Source organism: Arthrobacter sp. K5 (genome assembly GCF_040448525.1).
Taxonomy (GTDB): domain Bacteria; phylum Actinomycetota; class Actinomycetes; order Actinomycetales; family Micrococcaceae; genus Arthrobacter; species Arthrobacter globiformis.
Window position 1 is genome coordinate 1825435 of the sequence record NZ_CP159279.1, and the last position, 15135, is coordinate 1840569.

14 protein-coding genes are annotated in these 15135 nt (G+C 66.9%); 9 read left to right on the forward strand and 5 right to left on the reverse strand.

Features of this window, described 5'->3' with window-relative positions:
* Positions 1–20: 20 nt before the first annotated feature.
* The 3 genes from ABRP34_RS08215 to ABRP34_RS08225 all read right to left on the reverse strand — a co-directional run bounded on the left by ABRP34_RS08215 (position 21) and on the right by ABRP34_RS08225 (position 4060).
* On the reverse strand, positions 21–1019 hold the full coding sequence (locus ABRP34_RS08215) for an o-succinylbenzoate synthase (protein WP_353712824.1): 999 nt from the start codon (positions 1017–1019) through the stop codon (positions 21–23).
* A gap of 82 nt (positions 1020–1101) precedes the next feature.
* Positions 1102–2493 (reverse strand): sensor histidine kinase, encoded by a 1392-nt coding sequence (locus ABRP34_RS08220; protein WP_353712825.1) that lies wholly within the window; start codon positions 2491–2493, stop codon positions 1102–1104.
* Positions 2486–4060, reverse strand: coding sequence for a BTAD domain-containing putative transcriptional regulator (locus tag ABRP34_RS08225; RefSeq protein ID WP_003804136.1), 1575 nt, complete (start codon positions 4058–4060; stop codon positions 2486–2488). The genes ABRP34_RS08220 and ABRP34_RS08225 overlap by 8 nt, the downstream gene beginning before the upstream one ends.
* 490 nt (positions 4061–4550) lie before the next feature.
* Here ABRP34_RS08225 and ABRP34_RS08230 point away from each other — a divergent pair, with 490 nt between their 5' ends.
* The 4 genes from ABRP34_RS08230 to ABRP34_RS08245 all read left to right on the forward strand — a co-directional run bounded on the left by ABRP34_RS08230 (position 4551) and on the right by ABRP34_RS08245 (position 7982).
* The gene (locus tag ABRP34_RS08230; RefSeq protein WP_353712826.1) at positions 4551–6245 is read left to right on the forward strand and encodes a HAMP domain-containing sensor histidine kinase; all 1695 of its coding nucleotides are present in this window, start codon (positions 4551–4553) and stop codon (positions 6243–6245) included.
* Positions 6242–6973, forward strand: a complete 732-nt coding sequence (locus ABRP34_RS08235) for a response regulator transcription factor (RefSeq protein ID WP_003804133.1) — start codon at positions 6242–6244, stop codon at positions 6971–6973. The genes ABRP34_RS08230 and ABRP34_RS08235 overlap by 4 nt, the downstream gene beginning before the upstream one ends.
* 117 nt (positions 6974–7090) lie before the next feature.
* Complete coding sequence (locus ABRP34_RS08240) at positions 7091–7609, forward strand: hypothetical protein (protein ID WP_353712827.1); 519 nt, start codon at positions 7091–7093, stop codon at positions 7607–7609.
* A gap of 55 nt (positions 7610–7664) precedes the next feature.
* Positions 7665–7982, forward strand: coding sequence for a hypothetical protein (locus tag ABRP34_RS08245; RefSeq protein ID WP_003804129.1), 318 nt, complete (start codon positions 7665–7667; stop codon positions 7980–7982).
* Positions 7983–8138: 156 nt separating this feature from the next.
* On the opposite strand, the gene ABRP34_RS08250 is transcribed toward ABRP34_RS08245, so the two are convergent.
* Together ABRP34_RS08250 and ABRP34_RS08255 are read right to left on the reverse strand one after the other, a co-directional pair.
* Positions 8139–8534, reverse strand: a complete 396-nt coding sequence (locus tag ABRP34_RS08250) for a hypothetical protein (RefSeq protein WP_003804128.1) — start codon at positions 8532–8534, stop codon at positions 8139–8141.
* Between the two features lie 60 nt (positions 8535–8594).
* Positions 8595–8813 carry a hypothetical protein gene (locus tag ABRP34_RS08255; protein ID WP_353712828.1) on the reverse strand — a complete coding sequence of 73 codons (219 nt, stop codon included), beginning with the start codon at positions 8811–8813 and terminating at the stop codon, positions 8595–8597.
* Positions 8814–9019: 206 nt separating this feature from the next.
* Here ABRP34_RS08255 and ABRP34_RS08260 point away from each other — a divergent pair, with 206 nt between their 5' ends.
* From ABRP34_RS08260 to ABRP34_RS08280, 5 genes are all read left to right on the forward strand, one after another.
* Positions 9020–9883 carry a phosphatase PAP2 family protein gene (locus ABRP34_RS08260; protein ID WP_050934377.1) on the forward strand — a complete coding sequence of 288 codons (864 nt, stop codon included), beginning with the start codon at positions 9020–9022 and terminating at the stop codon, positions 9881–9883.
* Positions 9884–10061: 178 nt separating this feature from the next.
* Entirely contained in the window at positions 10062–11033 is a 972-nt protein-coding gene (locus tag ABRP34_RS08265; RefSeq protein ID WP_353712829.1) for a D-glucuronyl C5-epimerase family protein, read from the forward strand.
* 187 nt (positions 11034–11220) lie between these two features.
* The gene (locus tag ABRP34_RS08270) at positions 11221–12078 is read left to right on the forward strand and encodes a class I SAM-dependent methyltransferase (RefSeq protein WP_353712830.1); all 858 of its coding nucleotides are present in this window, start codon (positions 11221–11223) and stop codon (positions 12076–12078) included.
* Positions 12075–13346: an aminotransferase class I/II-fold pyridoxal phosphate-dependent enzyme gene (locus tag ABRP34_RS08275; RefSeq protein ID WP_353712831.1), complete on the forward strand. Its 1272-nt coding sequence runs from the start codon at positions 12075–12077 to the stop codon at positions 13344–13346. The genes ABRP34_RS08270 and ABRP34_RS08275 overlap by 4 nt, the downstream gene beginning before the upstream one ends.
* A gap of 208 nt (positions 13347–13554) precedes the next feature.
* Positions 13555–14685 carry a serine hydrolase gene (locus ABRP34_RS08280; protein WP_353712832.1) on the forward strand — a complete coding sequence of 377 codons (1131 nt, stop codon included), beginning with the start codon at positions 13555–13557 and terminating at the stop codon, positions 14683–14685.
* Positions 14686–15135: the final 450 nt, after the last annotated feature.

Genomic DNA, 15135 nt, shown 5'->3' on the forward strand with positions numbered 1-15135 from the left:
AGCGTCCCAGCAGAAGAGGGCTACGCCGGGGCCTGCAGGACGGCGTAGGCGCGGCGGAGCCGGGCGAGCCACCAGTCGCAGCGCTCGGGAGGGGCGGCGTACTTCTCAAGCAGCCCCTCGTCGGCGACGGCATCACGCAGGGTGATGGCGCCGTCGTCTGCCACGAGCGGCTGGGTGGTGACGTCCGCCCCGAGCAGCGAGACTGTTCCAAGCCCGCAGGCATACGGCAGTTCCGGCAGTGCGGCAGCGAGCGCGAGCCCGGCCCGGATCCCCACTGACGTGTCCAGTGCGGAGCTCACGACGGCGGGCATGCCCGCCTGCGCAACCAGCTCCAGTGCGCGCCGGACTCCCCCGAGCGGCGCCACCTTCACCACGAGGAGATCGGCCGCGCCGGCCCGCGCCACTTTGAGGGGATCCTCCTCCTTGCGGACACTTTCATCGGCCGCGATCAGCACCGGCACCCCCGCGGCACGCAGCCGGCGCCGCACCTCCGCCAGGCCATCGATGTCCGGCACGGGCTGCTCCGCGTATTCGAGCCCGACGTCGGCCAGCCGGGTCAGCGCCGCCACTGCAGTCGGAACGTCCCAGCCGCCGTTGGCATCCACGCGGATGGCTGCGTCGGGAAGCGCTGCGCGGACAGCGGCAACCCGGGCGGCGTCGTCGTCGAGCGTCTGGGCGCGTTCGGCCACCTTGACCTTCACGGCGTCCACGCGGCCGAATCGGGCCAGTATTTCCGAGACACGGCGGGCCTCGATGGCGGGCACGGTGGCGTTGATGGGGATGCTGGTCCGCAGGGGTTCCGGGAAGCCGTGCCAGCCGGCTTCGATGGCGGAGGCAAGCCAGCGGGAGGCCTCGGCGTCTCCGTACTCGGGGAACGCGCCGAACTCGCCCCACCCCAGCGGGCCCCGGAGAAGCAGCGTTTCGCGTTCCAGGATTCCGCGGAACTTCACGCGCATGGGCAGAACCACGACGCGGGCGCTGTGCAGCAGGTCCTCGAGGGGCGGGTACTGGAGGGGCATGAATTCACTGTACCGGCGCAGAACTACGCCGGCCCCCACGTCGTTGGAGGGACCGGCGGCCTTTGGGGGGCACCCAGGGTCGTTACGCCGAGGGCACCGGTTCCGGCTCGTGGTCGAAGGAGGACGGGACTTTGTTGCCCCCGGCTCCGAAGCGCGCGACCACAGTGGTCCCCCGGCCGGGAGCGGACATCACCTGGAGCGTGCCGCCGGCCTCGCCGATGGTGTCCTTCATGATGCGCAGGCCGAAGTGCCCTTCCGGCGACCCCTCGCTCTGGTCGAAGCCGCAGCCGTCGTCCTGGATGCGGATTTCTGAACGGTCGCCGTCCTGGTGGAGGTGGAGTTCGGCCTTGGCCGCCCGGGAATGCTTGGCAGTGTTGGCCAGGGCCTCGCGGGCCACCCGGTAGAACAGGGCCGCGCGGTCCCGGTCCAGTTCATATTGGTCAGGCAGGTCGAGCTCCAGGCTGATCCCGCGTTCCTCGAGCGGATCACCGAGCCGGGCAAGCGCCCCGGAGAGGCCGAGCCGGTTGAGGTCCGGCGGGTACAGCTCGCTGGTCATGGCCCGCAGGCTGCGGACGTTGTCCTGCAGGATCCGCCGGGCGTCGGAGAACAGCGCCCGCTGGCCGGGCGGGCTGTGCAGTTCCTCGGACTCCATCACGTAGGACAGCCCCGAGAGTTCCTGGATCACTTCGTCGTGCAGGTCCCGGGCAATGCGCTGCCGCTCCAGCTCGGAGGCCTCGATGGCCCGGCGGAGCAGCCGGCTCCTGCCGGCTTCATACGCCTGGATCCTGCGGGCCAGCTGGACTGCCGGGAACAGCTGCGCCAGCTGCAGGACGGCAAGGGACAGGAGAAACGGCGGGGCCATGCCGAACAGAACGGCGGCCTGCTCCTGGCGGACGCCGTCGTCGTCGTAATACGTCTCAAACACCAGCTTCTGCCCGTCGGGGGCAGTGACGGGCACGTAGACCTCCACGAGCTCGCCGTTTTCGACGTTGGGCGTGTTGACCTCGTCCTTCTGCATCTCCAGGTTGGCGGGGACGTCCCCGCCGTCCAGGACTTCCTGCGCCTCGTGCGGCAGGCCGAAGGTGTGGCCGATGAGCTTGGGGTCGTCCGAGTAGACGATGCGCCCGTCTTTGTCCCAGAGCCGGATCTCGAACACCGACGTCTCGCCCATCCAGGGGCGGAGGCGCTCGTCGAGCCGCTCAACGGCCGTGGGCGCACCGGACAGGACCTCCGCGTCCAGCAGCGGTCCCACCACGTTGTTGGCCAGGTGGTCGGTGGCCTCCTTGGAGTTCTCCAGTGCGTGGCGTTCAGCCTCGGACCAGATCCAGAAGGCCACCGGGGTGGTGACCACCACCAGGGCAACCAGCCCCATTAGCAGGAACCGCCGGACGGCCTTGAAAACCTCGGAGTTGTGGTTGGCCGGCGATTCGAACGGGCGAAACAGGGCAGGTTTGCGGAGCGATGGCCTAGCCATGGGACGGCTGCTCGAGCATGCCGCGCCGTGAGGCTTCCATGACCGATTCGAGCTGCGAGTGGGTTCCGAGCTTGGCGAAGATTGCCTTCACGTAGCCGCGGCAGGTGTTGAGGGAGATGTCCAGCTTGCTGGCCACTTCCTTGGAGCCGTGGCCGCCGGCCATCAGTCGGAGCACGTCCAGTTCGCGGGGCGTCAGGACGGGTCCGCCGGGTTCCACTTCGCGGACCGCGGGGGCCGGAGCGGGAGTGGACATGCCCAGCTGGGCCACCAGCGAGGGGTGGACCACCATGTTGCCGGCCCGTGCGTAGCGGAGTGTGTCCAGGAGGGTGGACAGCGATCCACCCTTCGGCAGGAAGGCGCAGATGCCCATCGAGGCGGCGGTCCGCAGCGCTTCCGGCGTCGGGTCGCCGGTGAGCATGACGATCCGGGTGTTCGGGGCGTCGGCGAGGATCCGGGCAGCGGCGGTGAGGCCGTCGCCGTCGGGCAGGTGGAAGTCCATGATCACGACGTCGGGCTTGAGGGCGATGCTCTGCTCCACGCCGCTCTTGGCGGTGGTGGCCGAGGCGACGCTCCGCAGGTCCGGTTCGCGGTCCAGGGCTGCCGTCAGCAGTTCCGTGAACGTGCTGTGGTCGTCGATGGTCAGGATGCTGATTTCCCGGGTGATCTGCGATGTTGCCGGGGTGGGAGCATCAGAATCTGAGAGGTCCATTTCGTCCTCGCTGGCGGCCGTTGCCTGCAGCAGCCGGGCGTGTGCTTCCCGCAGCGGGCGTCCGGGGAGGCAGCCGATCTCCTGGTCCATGACCCGGCGGCAGCGCCCGTAGGCCCGCAGCGCTTCCATGTACTGCCCGGACTCTTCGAGGCCCAGGACCAGGGCGGTCCAGGCGCGCTCGTTGATGGGATCGTCCACGAGCAGTTCGCTGGCCAGGGCCACCGCACGCTCCGGGTGTCCGACGGCGACAGCGGCTTCCGCTGCCCGTGCCTTGATGCTGGCGACGCGGGCGGAGTGGAGCGCACGCTCCTCCTCGGCCCAGCCGGCCAGCAGCTCATCGCCGAGCAGCGGCACCGAAGCGATGTCGAGGGCCTTCTCGAGCAGCCGGAACGACTCCTCCGGAGAGGCATGTCCGGCCTGCTTGAGCAGGTCATCGAAGCGGTCGAGGTCAAGGTCAACCATGCTGCGGTCGATCATGTAGCCGCCGGTGACCGTGCGGAGGGCGCCGCCCTTGCCGCTTCCCGGCTGGAGGTGGCGGCGCAGCACACTGACGTAGCTTTCCAGCGTGGAGAGGGCCTCAGCCGGCGGCTGGCCGTTCCACAAAACGTCGATCAGGTGGTTTTTGGAGACCGGGGTCCCCAGCTTGAGCAACAGGATTTCAAGGACCTGGCGGGGCTTGGGACCGCCAAGTTCGTGGGATCCGATGACCACGCCGCCGCGGCGGACCCGGAGCGGACCCAGGATGTTGATGGACAACTTCGTCGTTGTGCCACCAGCTTCTTCCATCGAGTTAGGAAGGTACTCGTCGTCGTTGACCCTCCGGGACCAACGAGTATCTTCTGCAACAGTCTGAACCATTTTCCTGCACCTACTATCCCCATGTGAACTGCATTCCCCATGAATGGCTTGGATTCATACTTGTCACTCGGGCAAGTAGGGGCACGAGTAGCGAGTACTCGAATTTCGGTCAGGGCACTACTTGGTTGCTTTTGCATCGAGCCGGCCACCACTCGGTGGGGGTGGCCCGGGGCTCCCCTGAAACCCGCCGGGAGGATGGCAGCGAGGTCAAGAAACACCAAGTTTTTCCCAAGAACCCGGGGCTACATTCGTATTACCGCAGTTAGAGCGGTACTACCGCGATCCTCGTCCCCGGAGGACCGCCGAATCAGCATGAAATGGGTGATCCAATGAGGCGGACCATGGCCGGCCCGGGTACAACCAAGTACTCCGAGTACTCGGCGATGAGCGTCTTTGCCGGCCGCTCAGGATTTCAAAAATATTTTGCGCGGGCGGCCCGGCTGTGCATCGCGTTACGCAGGTCACACGTAAATAGAGGCCGGGTAGTCCCATGAATGCGGCCAGCGCACTGCGCACGGAACTCCATTCCGTCCGCTTCCGGCTGCTGGCCACGCTGCTCGTCTTCATGGCGGTGGGTCTCTTTGTGGCCGGCGCTGCCACCCACGCCGCCCAGCTGAAGAGCCTCAATGACCGTGTCAACGCCGAGCTGCAGCTGCCGCGCGAGAACCTGGACGAGCTTGCCAGACAGGGCCGGCCGAATTTCGGCGGCGCCCCCTACACCACCGTGCATGACCTTTTTAGGACGTATCTGCGCAATGGCGCCCCGGGCGGCTTCGAGTCCGTGATGACCGTGCTCCGCGGGGGCAACGTCATCCTGCCCGCTGCGGAGCAGCCGACCAACCTGAACACGCCCGCCGTCACGGACCATGTCTGGGAGTGGAGCGCCCCCGGCCAGACCGTGATGCGCGACATTGACCTGGACGGCCGGAAGGTGCGCCTGGCGATCACGTCCGTTTCGCTGACTGCCGGCGGCCGCCAGGACCAGGGCCTGCTGATTGCCTCAAGCGAGATCGGGGCCCAGCGCGCCGAGGTTTTCGGTTCCATGTGGACCTTCGCCCTGGCGTCCCTGGCGACGCTCGCGCTGACCGGCCTGGTGGGCTACCTGGTCACCGGGCGGTTGCTGAGTCCGGTCCGGCGGCTCCGTGAGGCCACGGAAGCCACCACCTTTGAGGACCTGACCAAGCGGGTTGAGGTGCCGGACAGCACGGACGATATTGCCCAGTTGGCCATGAACTTCAACCGCATGCTCGAGCGGCTGGAGTCCGGTTTCGACAACCAGCGCCGGTTCGTCCACGACGCCAGCCACGAACTGCGCACCCCCATGACCATCATCCGCGGCTACCTGGAGCTGCTCCGGGCCGGGGATCCCGACGACGTCGACCAGACCCGCATGCTGCTCCTGGACGAGCTGGACCGGATGCAGGTACTGGTGGATGACCTGCTGATCCTGGCCCGCAGCGGCCGGCCGGACTTCGTGACTCCCGCCTGGGTGGAGGCCGACGACCTCCTGGAGGACGTCCTGAACCGGGTCCGGGTCCTCGGCGAGCGCCAGTGGCGCCTGGACGCCAAGCCCGGCGGCCTGATCCGCGTTGACCGCCGCCGGCTCACCCAGGCACTGGAGCAGCTCGCCGCGAACGCGGTCAAACACACCTCCGAGTCGGACCGGATATCGGTCGGGGGCGCCTGGGTGGAGAACGACGACGGCACCCCCCAAAGCGGTCGGGCGTCTGTGGTGCGGGAGCTGGCAGACTCCGCATCCAGAGAGCTGGAGATCTGGGTGTCGGACACCGGCACCGGCATCCCCGCAGAGGATCATGAGCGCATCTTCGAGCGCTTCGGCAAAGGAAGCAACTCGGCAACCTCGGAAGGCTCGGGCCTGGGACTGTCCATCGTGAAGGCCATCGCCGAGGCGCATGGCGGCACGGTGCAGCTGGAATCGGAGGAGGGCAAGGGCAGCCGCTTCGTGCTCCGGATCCCCTCCGGCGGCAAGGACGCGGACCGTAAAACGGATGATTCCGCCGCCGCGGACAGCGCCGGCCGGAGCGGCAGCGAAGCCCCGTCCGTCAAGGGCCCGCCTGCCAAGGGACCGCGACATAAAGGAACGGGCACCGCAGGGGGCAAACCAAAGCCGGCCGGACCGGCGTCGGGCATTGAATTGGCAACCCCGGCGGGAGGCGCGCCTTGACCCGGATCCTCATCGCCGACGATGAGCCGCGCATCGCGGCCTTCCTCGCCAAGGGCCTCACGGCGGCCGGCTACACCACCACCCAGGTCTCCGACGGGGTGAAAGCACTGGATTACGCCACGTCCGGGGAGTTCGACCTCCTCATCCTGGACATCGGCATGCCCAGGATGGATGGCCTCACCGTCCTCAAAAACCTCCGCGACATGCACTCGACGATTCCGGTGATCATTCTGACGGCGGCGGACAGCCTAGAAAGTACGGTAGCGGCGCTCGACGGCGGCGCGGACGACTACATGACCAAACCCTTCCGGTTCGAGGAACTGCTCTCCCGCATCAAGCTCCGGCTCCGGGGCGCGCAGGCGGTGACCTCCGCCCCGACATTCGTCTGCGGTGACCTCTCGCTTGACGTGAACCTGCGCACTGCCGAGATCGGCGGCCGCGTGATCGACCTGTCCGCGCGGGAGTTCGTCATGGCCCGGACGTTCATGGAGAATGCCGGCAAAGTGCTCAGCCGCGAGCAGCTCCTGAGCCGGGTGTGGGGCTACCACTTCGAGGGGTCCTCCAATGTGGTGGACGTATACGTGCGGTACCTGCGGCACAAGCTTGGCCAGGACCGCATCCAGACCATCCGCGGCGTGGGCTACCGGCTCGTGTGCCTGACCGGCCCTTCCGCCGCGGCTCCCGATGAGGCAGCCGGCACTGATGATGCGGAAGGCCACTCGATTTAGGCCTTCTGCCCACCTGACGCGTGCCCGCCGGGTACATGAGAAGACTCTCATCCGCGTCTCATCCCTGCCTCACCTTCACGCCTCAAAGTTGTTTCACGAAGGAGGTGTGGCAGGCCGATGAAGAGGTGGTCCTTGCTGAGCATTCCGCTGGTGGGTCTCGCCAGCATCACCGTCTGGGCGCAGGCTGTCACAGGGGCGCCGACAGGTCAGGAACCCGGGGTGATTGTTCGTGAACCGGCCCCCCGCGACTCGGTCCTGACCCCGCGACTGTCGCCGCTCACCAACCCCACGGCAACGCCCAGGGCCTCGTCACCGGCGCTCAAATCGGCGCCGCTGAATCCTGCCACCTCCTCGCCTCTCTCCACGAAGCCAGCAGAACCAGCGGAACCAGCCCAGATCGGGCTGGCACCCGACGACCCAGCCAATGCCGGCGAAGACCCCGCCGTATCCTCTGATGATCACGGCGTCGAGATTGTGGAACCGGCCCAGGTCACTTCCCCGGCAGTGGCACCCACTGACGATACAACGTCCTCGAGCGAGCTCGACGGCACAAACGGTCTCTCCGGCATTAACGGTCTCTCCGGCACTGACGGTCTCTCCTCCACCAGCGGCAGGAGTGGCAGCAGCAATGAATAAGCGCACGCGGCGGCAATCCGAAGAAGCAGTTTCCCCCCGCAATAAGGAGCCAGTGATGCACACGGAATTCCGCGATCTGTATGAACCCATTCCGCCGGAGCGATGGGGCTCCACGGTTGACTCCCCTTACGGCCAGCCCACCACGGTGATGGTGGACGACTCGGAACTCCACCAACAGGTCCTGGACATCATCCACAACGTGCTCGCCACGGCGGATCCGCGGTCCGAGGTCAGGCGCCGGCTCCTGCGCCACCTGGCAGAGAACCCCGGGCATCCTGAACAGGCGTTGCTGGACCACCTGCGCGACAGGAACCGGCGCGGCGGTCGTTCCGCGAGCGCCGGCCGGGCTTCAACAGTCGATCCCCACGTCTAGCAGACGGAAAACGCAGCTTCAGCTGCCCCACAGACCGGGTACCCGCCGCGGCACGGGTACCCGACGCATGTCCGGCCCGGGTTGGTTTGCGCGGTTGGGTTGGTCTGTCCGGTTGGGCTGGCCGGGCCCCTTTTCCGGGCTCTTTGTTCGCGGCCGTCAGAAGAGCAGCAGCACGAAGCCCCCGACGGTGCTCAGAATGCCCACTCCGGTCAGGATCCAGCCGAGGATCAGGATGGTGTTGTCGTGCTTGGGGGGTCTCAGGCCCCAGCGCGACGGGTGGCAGAGGTCGTAATGCAGTTCCACCGTGGTGCCGGCCACGAGGCCGCGCGCGACGTCGGAGTCCACCAGGGTCTGGCGCGGGACGTTTTCCTGGTCGGTCCAGCGGAAGCCGGTAAAGCCGCCGGCGGTGTACACCTCACCCGTGGTTTTGGTCCAGGCGCAGCGGCGCCGTTCGATAATCAGTCCCCATACGAGCAACGGCACGCCGGGGAGGAAGCCCACCCACGTCATGATTTCCAGGATGGGGCCAAGTACATCCGCGATACCGCCCATGCACCAACTTTAGCCGCCAGCCGGCGGCGTTCCGTACGTTGCCGGCGGCGTTCCGGAACGTCAGCTGCCGGTCTCCTCGGGGTGCTCACGGGCCCGCTTGGCGTTGGGGGCTTCGCCCTGCTGCGGGATGACATCCGGGTCCAGTTTGGTGCTGAGGTCGGTTTCGTCGCTGGCAGGTTCTTCGCGGCCGGCTTCGTCACGGACCGGTTCTGCGTGGACCGGTTCTGCGCGGACCGGTTCTTCGGACACAGCGGGGCTTTCCTCTGGATTTTCGGTCATGCCCCAAACGTAATGCCCTCTGGCCTGCAGAGTCGAGCATCCACGGGCGCCGGGAAAGCCGGGCCACAACAGGGCGCATCCACCGGGCGGACAGGCGACTCCCAGCAATCTGTGACACCCTTGTTACGATGACTTTCCAGCTCAGGGACCCCCGCCGTAAGAAGCAAGGCCGCCAGAAGCAGGGCCGTCAGCCGGCAGCCCGACGGATGCGCCTGGCAGCGGGCACCGGTTTCCTGTTCGCCGTGGCCACCCTGGTCTGCGCTACAGGGCTCGCCGCAACCTACTACTACTTCGTCCGGACCACCACGGGCCAGTTCATCGACGAGTCCGCCCTCGTGGAGGCCGTGGAAATCCACGGGCCCGCGGGCAAGGTGACCACCCGGTTCCTGGACTGGCTGCCCACCATCTCCCTGGTGATGGCCGCCGTCGTCGTTCTGCTGGTGACGGTGATTCACCGCCGCTGGCGGGCCGCGGGTATTGCCGTGGCGGCGTGCGTGGCGGCGAACATCGCCACGCAGGTGCTCAAGGACCTGCTGCCGTTGCGGCCGTACCGGGGCGTGGAGACGCTGGAGCTGAATTCGCTGCCCTCCGGACACACCACGCTGGCGGCGTCCGCGGCGGCCGCCGTGTTCCTGATGGCGTCCCCGCGGTGGCGGCCGCTGGCCGGCTTTGTCGGCGGGACGTTTGCGATCGCCTCGGGCATGTCCACGCTGGTGAACCAGTGGCACCGGCCGGCGGATGTGGTGGCAGCGTTCCTGGTGGTGGGCTGTTTCATGATTCCCGCGGGCTGGCTGATTCTCCGCAATGACGGCCACGAGTGGAACGTCTGGGACGGCTTCGGCGGGCACTGGGGTTCGGCGCGGCTCTGGATCGGGCTGCCCATGGTGCTGGGGCTGGCCTCGACTGCGGTATCGGTGTATTCGCTGGTCATGATCGTTCCCGGCATCGGCCAGGAGGCCAGCACCACCAACTACTTCTGGGCTGGCATCTCGCTGATCGTCATCGCCGGGTACCTGGCCACCGTGGCCACGACCTGTCTGTTCGCATACGCCGTCCGACGCCGGGACTAACCAGGGCGCTGACCCCAACGTCCCCAATTCCCCAACTGGGTCGCATTTAAGGGGGTTCTCAGCCCTCAGAACCCCCTCTGCTGCGACCCAGTTGGATTGCTTCTTGCTGCCTGTATTGCCAGGGCGTCCGGCTTGCTACCATTGGCGCAATCTGGCCTGGTCTCATGGGGGAATTTCTTTGCGCTACCGCGATATCTCACGCTCTCTTACGGCTTTGATCGCGGCCGCCGCGATGCTCCTGGCCGCTGCCGTCACGTCCCAGGCGGCGCCGCCCGTGCAGCTCACCTACGCCAACGCGAACTACACCATCAACACCGCCGGCGGTTCCCCTTACATCGGCACGGCTGTGGTTCCCCTGACCGCAACAACGTGGGGGACGGTGAACAGTAAGGGCGTGGTGCAGATCAAGATCAACAATGTGGTTGTCTACCACCCGGTGAACAGCGCGTGGTTCGTGAACCAGATGCTCTCCTCGTATCGCGTCACCAAGAACCCGGAGTACCTGCGCCGCGCTGACGCCACCACACGCTACATCCTGTCCGGCTCTTTCTCGGACGCCAGCGGGGCCACATGGTTCCCGTACAAGTTCAGGCACACGCCGGGCAACAGGATCGACATGGGCATTCCCTGGTACTCCGGCATGGCGCAGGGGATGATGCTCTCCACGCTGGTGAACCTGTACGAAACCACCGGCAACACCTACTGGAAGACCCATGCCGACCGCGTCTTCCGCTCGTACCAGGTGCCCAAGAAGAACGGCAGGCCGTGGTTCCAGGACCTGGTGCTGAGCGGCAGCAAGGTCTATATGTGGTTTGAGGAATACGTGGGCACGAACATCCCCTCCAGCCATGTGGTCAACGGGCACATCTATGCGGCCTGGGGCGCCTACGACTACTACCGGCTCACCAAGAACGCCACCGCGCAGTCGATGTTCAACACCGCTGCCACCACCATCCGCGACTACTTCACCAGCTACCGGCGCCCGGGGACCATTTCCTGGTATGCCGCCAGCCCCTTTGGCCAGTACGTGTGGCGGGCCCCGGCGGGCTACCACAAGGGCGTCACCAGCCAGCTCGCAATCCTCGGCCGGCAGACCGGGGACCCGGCCTTCGCCACGCAGTCGGCGCTGCTGAAGGCGGACTACTCCTGACACATCCGCGCATCTGGGTAGCACGTCAGGGCGTTCTCAGCGCTGACAACGCCCTCTGCTGCTACCCAGTCGGGGATGTGCAACCTTTACAAGCCCAGCCGGGAAGCCCACAATAAGTCGCACCACAGCCTCCACTGACTCAGCTGGGGCGCTGCTACTGGACCCGCGAAAGCAGAGGTGCGCGGACATGAACGATCAAGCCGGGGCGGACAAGGCCCTGAAGGAAAAACACCGGGCCATGTGGGCGCAGGGCGACTACCCTGCCCTGGCCAGCGAGCTCGTTGCGGACCTGGGCGCCATCCTGGTGGAGGCCTGCAACATCAAACCGCGCCAGCGCGTCCTGGATGTCGGCGCGGGCGCCGGCAATGCTGCCATCCCCGCGGCCATGATGGGTGCCCGGGTGATAGCCAGCGATCTCACCCCGGAGATGTTCGACGCCGGCCGGCGGCAGGCTGCCGACCGCGGCGTTGAGCTCGAGTGGGTGGAGGCGGACGTCGAGAATCTCCCCTTTGCGGACGGCGAGTTCGACGTCGTCATGTCCTGCCTCGGTGCCATGTTCGCCCCGCACCACCAGGCGAGCGCCGACGAATTGGTGCGTGTCTGCAAGCCGGGCGGGACCGTCGGCCTGCTGCACTGGACCCCGGAGGGCTTCATCGGGCAGATGTTCGCCGCCATGAAACCCTTCGCTCCCCCGCCCCCGCCCGGCGCGCAGCCAGCGCCGCTGTGGGGCAGCGAAGACCATGTCCGTGAGCTGTTCGGCGACCGGCTGAGCGAGATCCGGGCGCAAAAGCGGACAGTCGCGATCACCAGCTTCCGCCAGCCCGAAGATTTCCTGCACTACTTCAAGTCGCATTACGGCCCCACCATCTCCGTGTACAAGTCCCTGTCCGGTGACGAGGAGAAGGCCAAGGCCCTGGACAACGCACTCACGGAACTTGCCGGCAACTACATCGAAGCCCACGGCGATACGACCGCGCAGATGGAATGGGAGTATCTCCTGCTCACGGCGAAGGCCAATGCCAAGCCGCAGGAAACCGGGCTGTGACGGACTCCTCCGCCTCGCGGCGCGCCCTTGAGGTGGCCTCCATCCCGTCCTTCCGGCGGATCTCCGAGCACCTGAACCATTCGACCTATGCCCACCGCAAGCACCTCCCCGGCATCTGCGATTTCACCCTGGGCAACCCGCACCAGATGCCGCAGGAGGCCTACGTTGACGCCCTCCGGGACGCGCTCCACCCGCACGACGACCAGTGGTTCGCGTATAAGACCAACGAGATGGATGCGCGGGAGGCAGCGGCGGATTCGCTGAGCAGGCTGCTCGACGTCCGGTTCGAACCCGAGGACCTGTACCTCACCACCGGAGGCTTCACCGCGATCGCCCTTGCGCTGAAGGCGGTTACCGATCCCGGCGACGAGGTCATCTACAGCCTGCCGCCCTGGTTCCTCTACGAGCCGCTCGCCGTCGAGGCCGGACTGGTCCCTGTCAAAGTCCGGATCGACCTCGAAACCTTCGACCTCGACCTGGCGGCCATCGAAGAGGCCATCACGGAGCGGACCCGTGTGGTGATCATCAACTCGCCGAACAACCCGACCGGAAGGATCTACCCGCCGGAGCTCCTCCGCAGGCTGGCCGCGCTCCTCGACGACGCGTCGGAGCGGATAGGCCGGCGGATCTACCTGGTGTCGGATGAGCCGTACAACAGGATCGTCTTCGACGGCACCCGTTTCCACAGCCCCGCGGAGTTCTATCCCTACACGCTCCTGGCCTACTCCTACGGCAAGACGCATTTGTCGCCGGGCGAGCGGATCGGGTACCTGGCGCTGCCGCCGAGCATGCAGGACCGCAAGGAGCTCGGCACCGCCATCGAGGCCATGCAGCTGGCCATGGGCTGGATCTACCCCAACGCCGTCCTGCAGTATGCGCTGCCGCGGCTGGAGACGTTCACCATCGACGTCGGCCAGCTGCAGCAGAAGCGGGACCGTCTGGTCCAGGAGCTGCGCGGCATGGGATACCGGCTCCGGCCGTCCGAGGGCACCTTTTACCTGTTCATCCAGTGCCCCATTCATGACGACGAGGCCTTCACCGAGGCGCTGGGCCAGGAGGATGTCTTTGTGCTTCCGGGCGCCCTGTTCGAGACGCCGGGGTTTTTCCGGATTTCCCTCACGGCCAGCGAGGACATGGTGGAGCGCAGCCTGCCCCACTTCCGGGCGGCCATCGAACGGGCGGGACAGGACCGGCCCGAGGACGCCGAAATCAAGCTGCCCACGGGCCTGATCCCCATCATCCCCGCGAACCCCCGGCTGTTGCCCTGACCGCGCCATCCCCCATATTGGTGGCCTGAGTCAACTTTTCCCGGCCAGGGCCCCACCTTTTCCCAACCTCCGGGTGCCAGCGTGGCCGTGTGCCGCCCCTGACGACGGCGGCAGGCGAATTGGGGTGAGGCGAGTGGCAGGCGCTACACATTTCCGGTCCAAGGCCAAGAGGTCCGGGCAATGAGGTCTGACGCATGAGGTCCGGGCGATGAGCAGGGTCCCCGGCCGGCATCGCGCCCGCCGCCGGCACCGGCTTGGCACAGAGTCCACGCAGGCAGTCCCCTGGCCGGCGGAGCCCCGCGGCCGGCTCCTGATCATCTGCGCTGCGATGGTGCTGACCGCAACCACTGCCTACGGGTCAGCCCTGGCCCCACCGGCCTTACCTTCACGGGCTGCGCCGGGCGCCGCGCCGGCGGCTGCGCCTTTGCCGGGCAAGACTGCGTCGCCGGCAACAACCAAGCCCGCCCCGCAGGCGTCGGCCCCGGCGCCAACTCCCAGCCGCGCAAAACAGCCCAGCCCCAAGACGACGGCCACCAAACGGACGGCACCTACCCCGCCCGCCGCCGTCGTGCGCCCCTCCCCGGCACCCGCCGCGCCGGCACCACCAACGGCCGCCGCACCGCCACCCCAAGCGGGGCCGCCGGCGGCACCGGCCGATGCAACTCTCGAGGAACAGCTCACCGCCATCATCGCAGCCAACAGCCGGTACCAGCTGGGCGTAGCCCTCGTTGACATGTCCGACGGCGTTGTCCGCCAGTTCGGCGTCCGGGAGAAGTTCGTGGCGGCCAGCACGGGCAAAATCCTTGCCGCGGCCGCGTACTTCCACCTTGCCGAGGCGGGTGTCCTGTCCCTCACGGCGCCTATGGGCGGCCAGACCGCCGCCTTCCAGATCCGGCAGATGATCCAGCAGAGCAACAACACATCGTGGGCGCTGATCCTGGGTGCCGTCGGCTACCAGGGCATCCATGATTACGCGGCGTCGCTCGGCATTCCCTACGACAGAACCTTCAACACGCTGTCCCCTGCTGAGACAGCCAGGATTCTGGTCCTGCTCTACAACGGCCGCCTGCTCAGTCCGGCCCACACCGCCGAGCTGCTGTCCTACATGCAGAACACCAATTACGAGACACTGATCCCCGCCGCAGTTCCTCCCGGGATCACTGTTTTCCATAAGTACGGGCTGCTCAACGGGAACCTGCACGACGCGAGCATCCTGGTCCAGGGTCAGCGCGCCTACGCCTTCGTGGTGTATTCGCTGGGCGCCAGCGTCGCGGAAATCCCCGTACAGACCGCCATCATCCGCCAACTCACCCAGGCGGTTGTGGAACAGGTGTTCTGACGGACGACGGCGGGTCCCCGGCAGAGGCGTTCGGGTGCAGTGGGGGTCCCGGCAGAGTTGAGGGTTTGGGGACCGGCGGCCAGCTAAAGGTAGGGCGGTCCAGCGAAAGGCCTGGGGGGTTGCCGGCCCGGCATGTCAGGGGGGGTGCAATGCCGGGCCGGCCAGCTGGCTAAACGACCACTCGCGGCTGTGGCGTCGGACCAGATGGAAAGATCGTGCCAGCGGCACCTAGGAAAATCCCGTTTAACCTTGGGGAACCCGAACCCCCAACCCAGCGGCGGCCGCACGCCGCCGCGCGTACTTTTGACGCACCTTCCGGTTGGGGGGACCCTGCCTCCTCTGGACTCCAAGGTTCACCAGCAAATCCACCATGGAGAGCCGAAACAATACCGGCAGACGGCATTCCCCTTCGCACCGGGATTTGTCGGCAACGCCGCCGGTCTCATCGCA

What these genes read in the sequence shown, in the direction of transcription:
- ABRP34_RS08215 (WP_353712824.1), bottom strand. Translation starts at nt 1,019, where the DNA reads ATGCCCCTCCAGTACCCGCCCCTCGAGGACCTGCTGCACAGCGCCCGC.
- ABRP34_RS08220 (WP_353712825.1), bottom strand. Translation starts at nt 2,493, where the DNA reads ATGGCTAGGCCATCGCTCCGCAAACCTGCCCTGTTTCGCCCGTTCGAA.
- ABRP34_RS08225 (WP_003804136.1), bottom strand. Translation starts at nt 4,060, where the DNA reads ATGGTTCAGACTGTTGCAGAAGATACTCGTTGGTCCCGGAGGGTCAAC.
- ABRP34_RS08230 (WP_353712826.1), top strand. Translation starts at nt 4,551, where the DNA reads ATGAATGCGGCCAGCGCACTGCGCACGGAACTCCATTCCGTCCGCTTC.
- ABRP34_RS08240 (WP_353712827.1), top strand. Translation starts at nt 7,091, where the DNA reads ATGAAGAGGTGGTCCTTGCTGAGCATTCCGCTGGTGGGTCTCGCCAGC.
- ABRP34_RS08245 (WP_003804129.1), top strand. Translation starts at nt 7,665, where the DNA reads ATGCACACGGAATTCCGCGATCTGTATGAACCCATTCCGCCGGAGCGA.
- ABRP34_RS08250 (WP_003804128.1), bottom strand. Translation starts at nt 8,534, where the DNA reads ATGGGCGGTATCGCGGATGTACTTGGCCCCATCCTGGAAATCATGACG.
- ABRP34_RS08255 (WP_353712828.1), bottom strand. Translation starts at nt 8,813, where the DNA reads ATGACCGAAAATCCAGAGGAAAGCCCCGCTGTGTCCGAAGAACCGGTC.
- ABRP34_RS08260 (WP_050934377.1), top strand. Translation starts at nt 9,020, where the DNA reads ATGCGCCTGGCAGCGGGCACCGGTTTCCTGTTCGCCGTGGCCACCCTG.
- ABRP34_RS08270 (WP_353712830.1), top strand. Translation starts at nt 11,221, where the DNA reads ATGAACGATCAAGCCGGGGCGGACAAGGCCCTGAAGGAAAAACACCGG.
- ABRP34_RS08280 (WP_353712832.1), top strand. Translation starts at nt 13,555, where the DNA reads ATGAGCAGGGTCCCCGGCCGGCATCGCGCCCGCCGCCGGCACCGGCTT.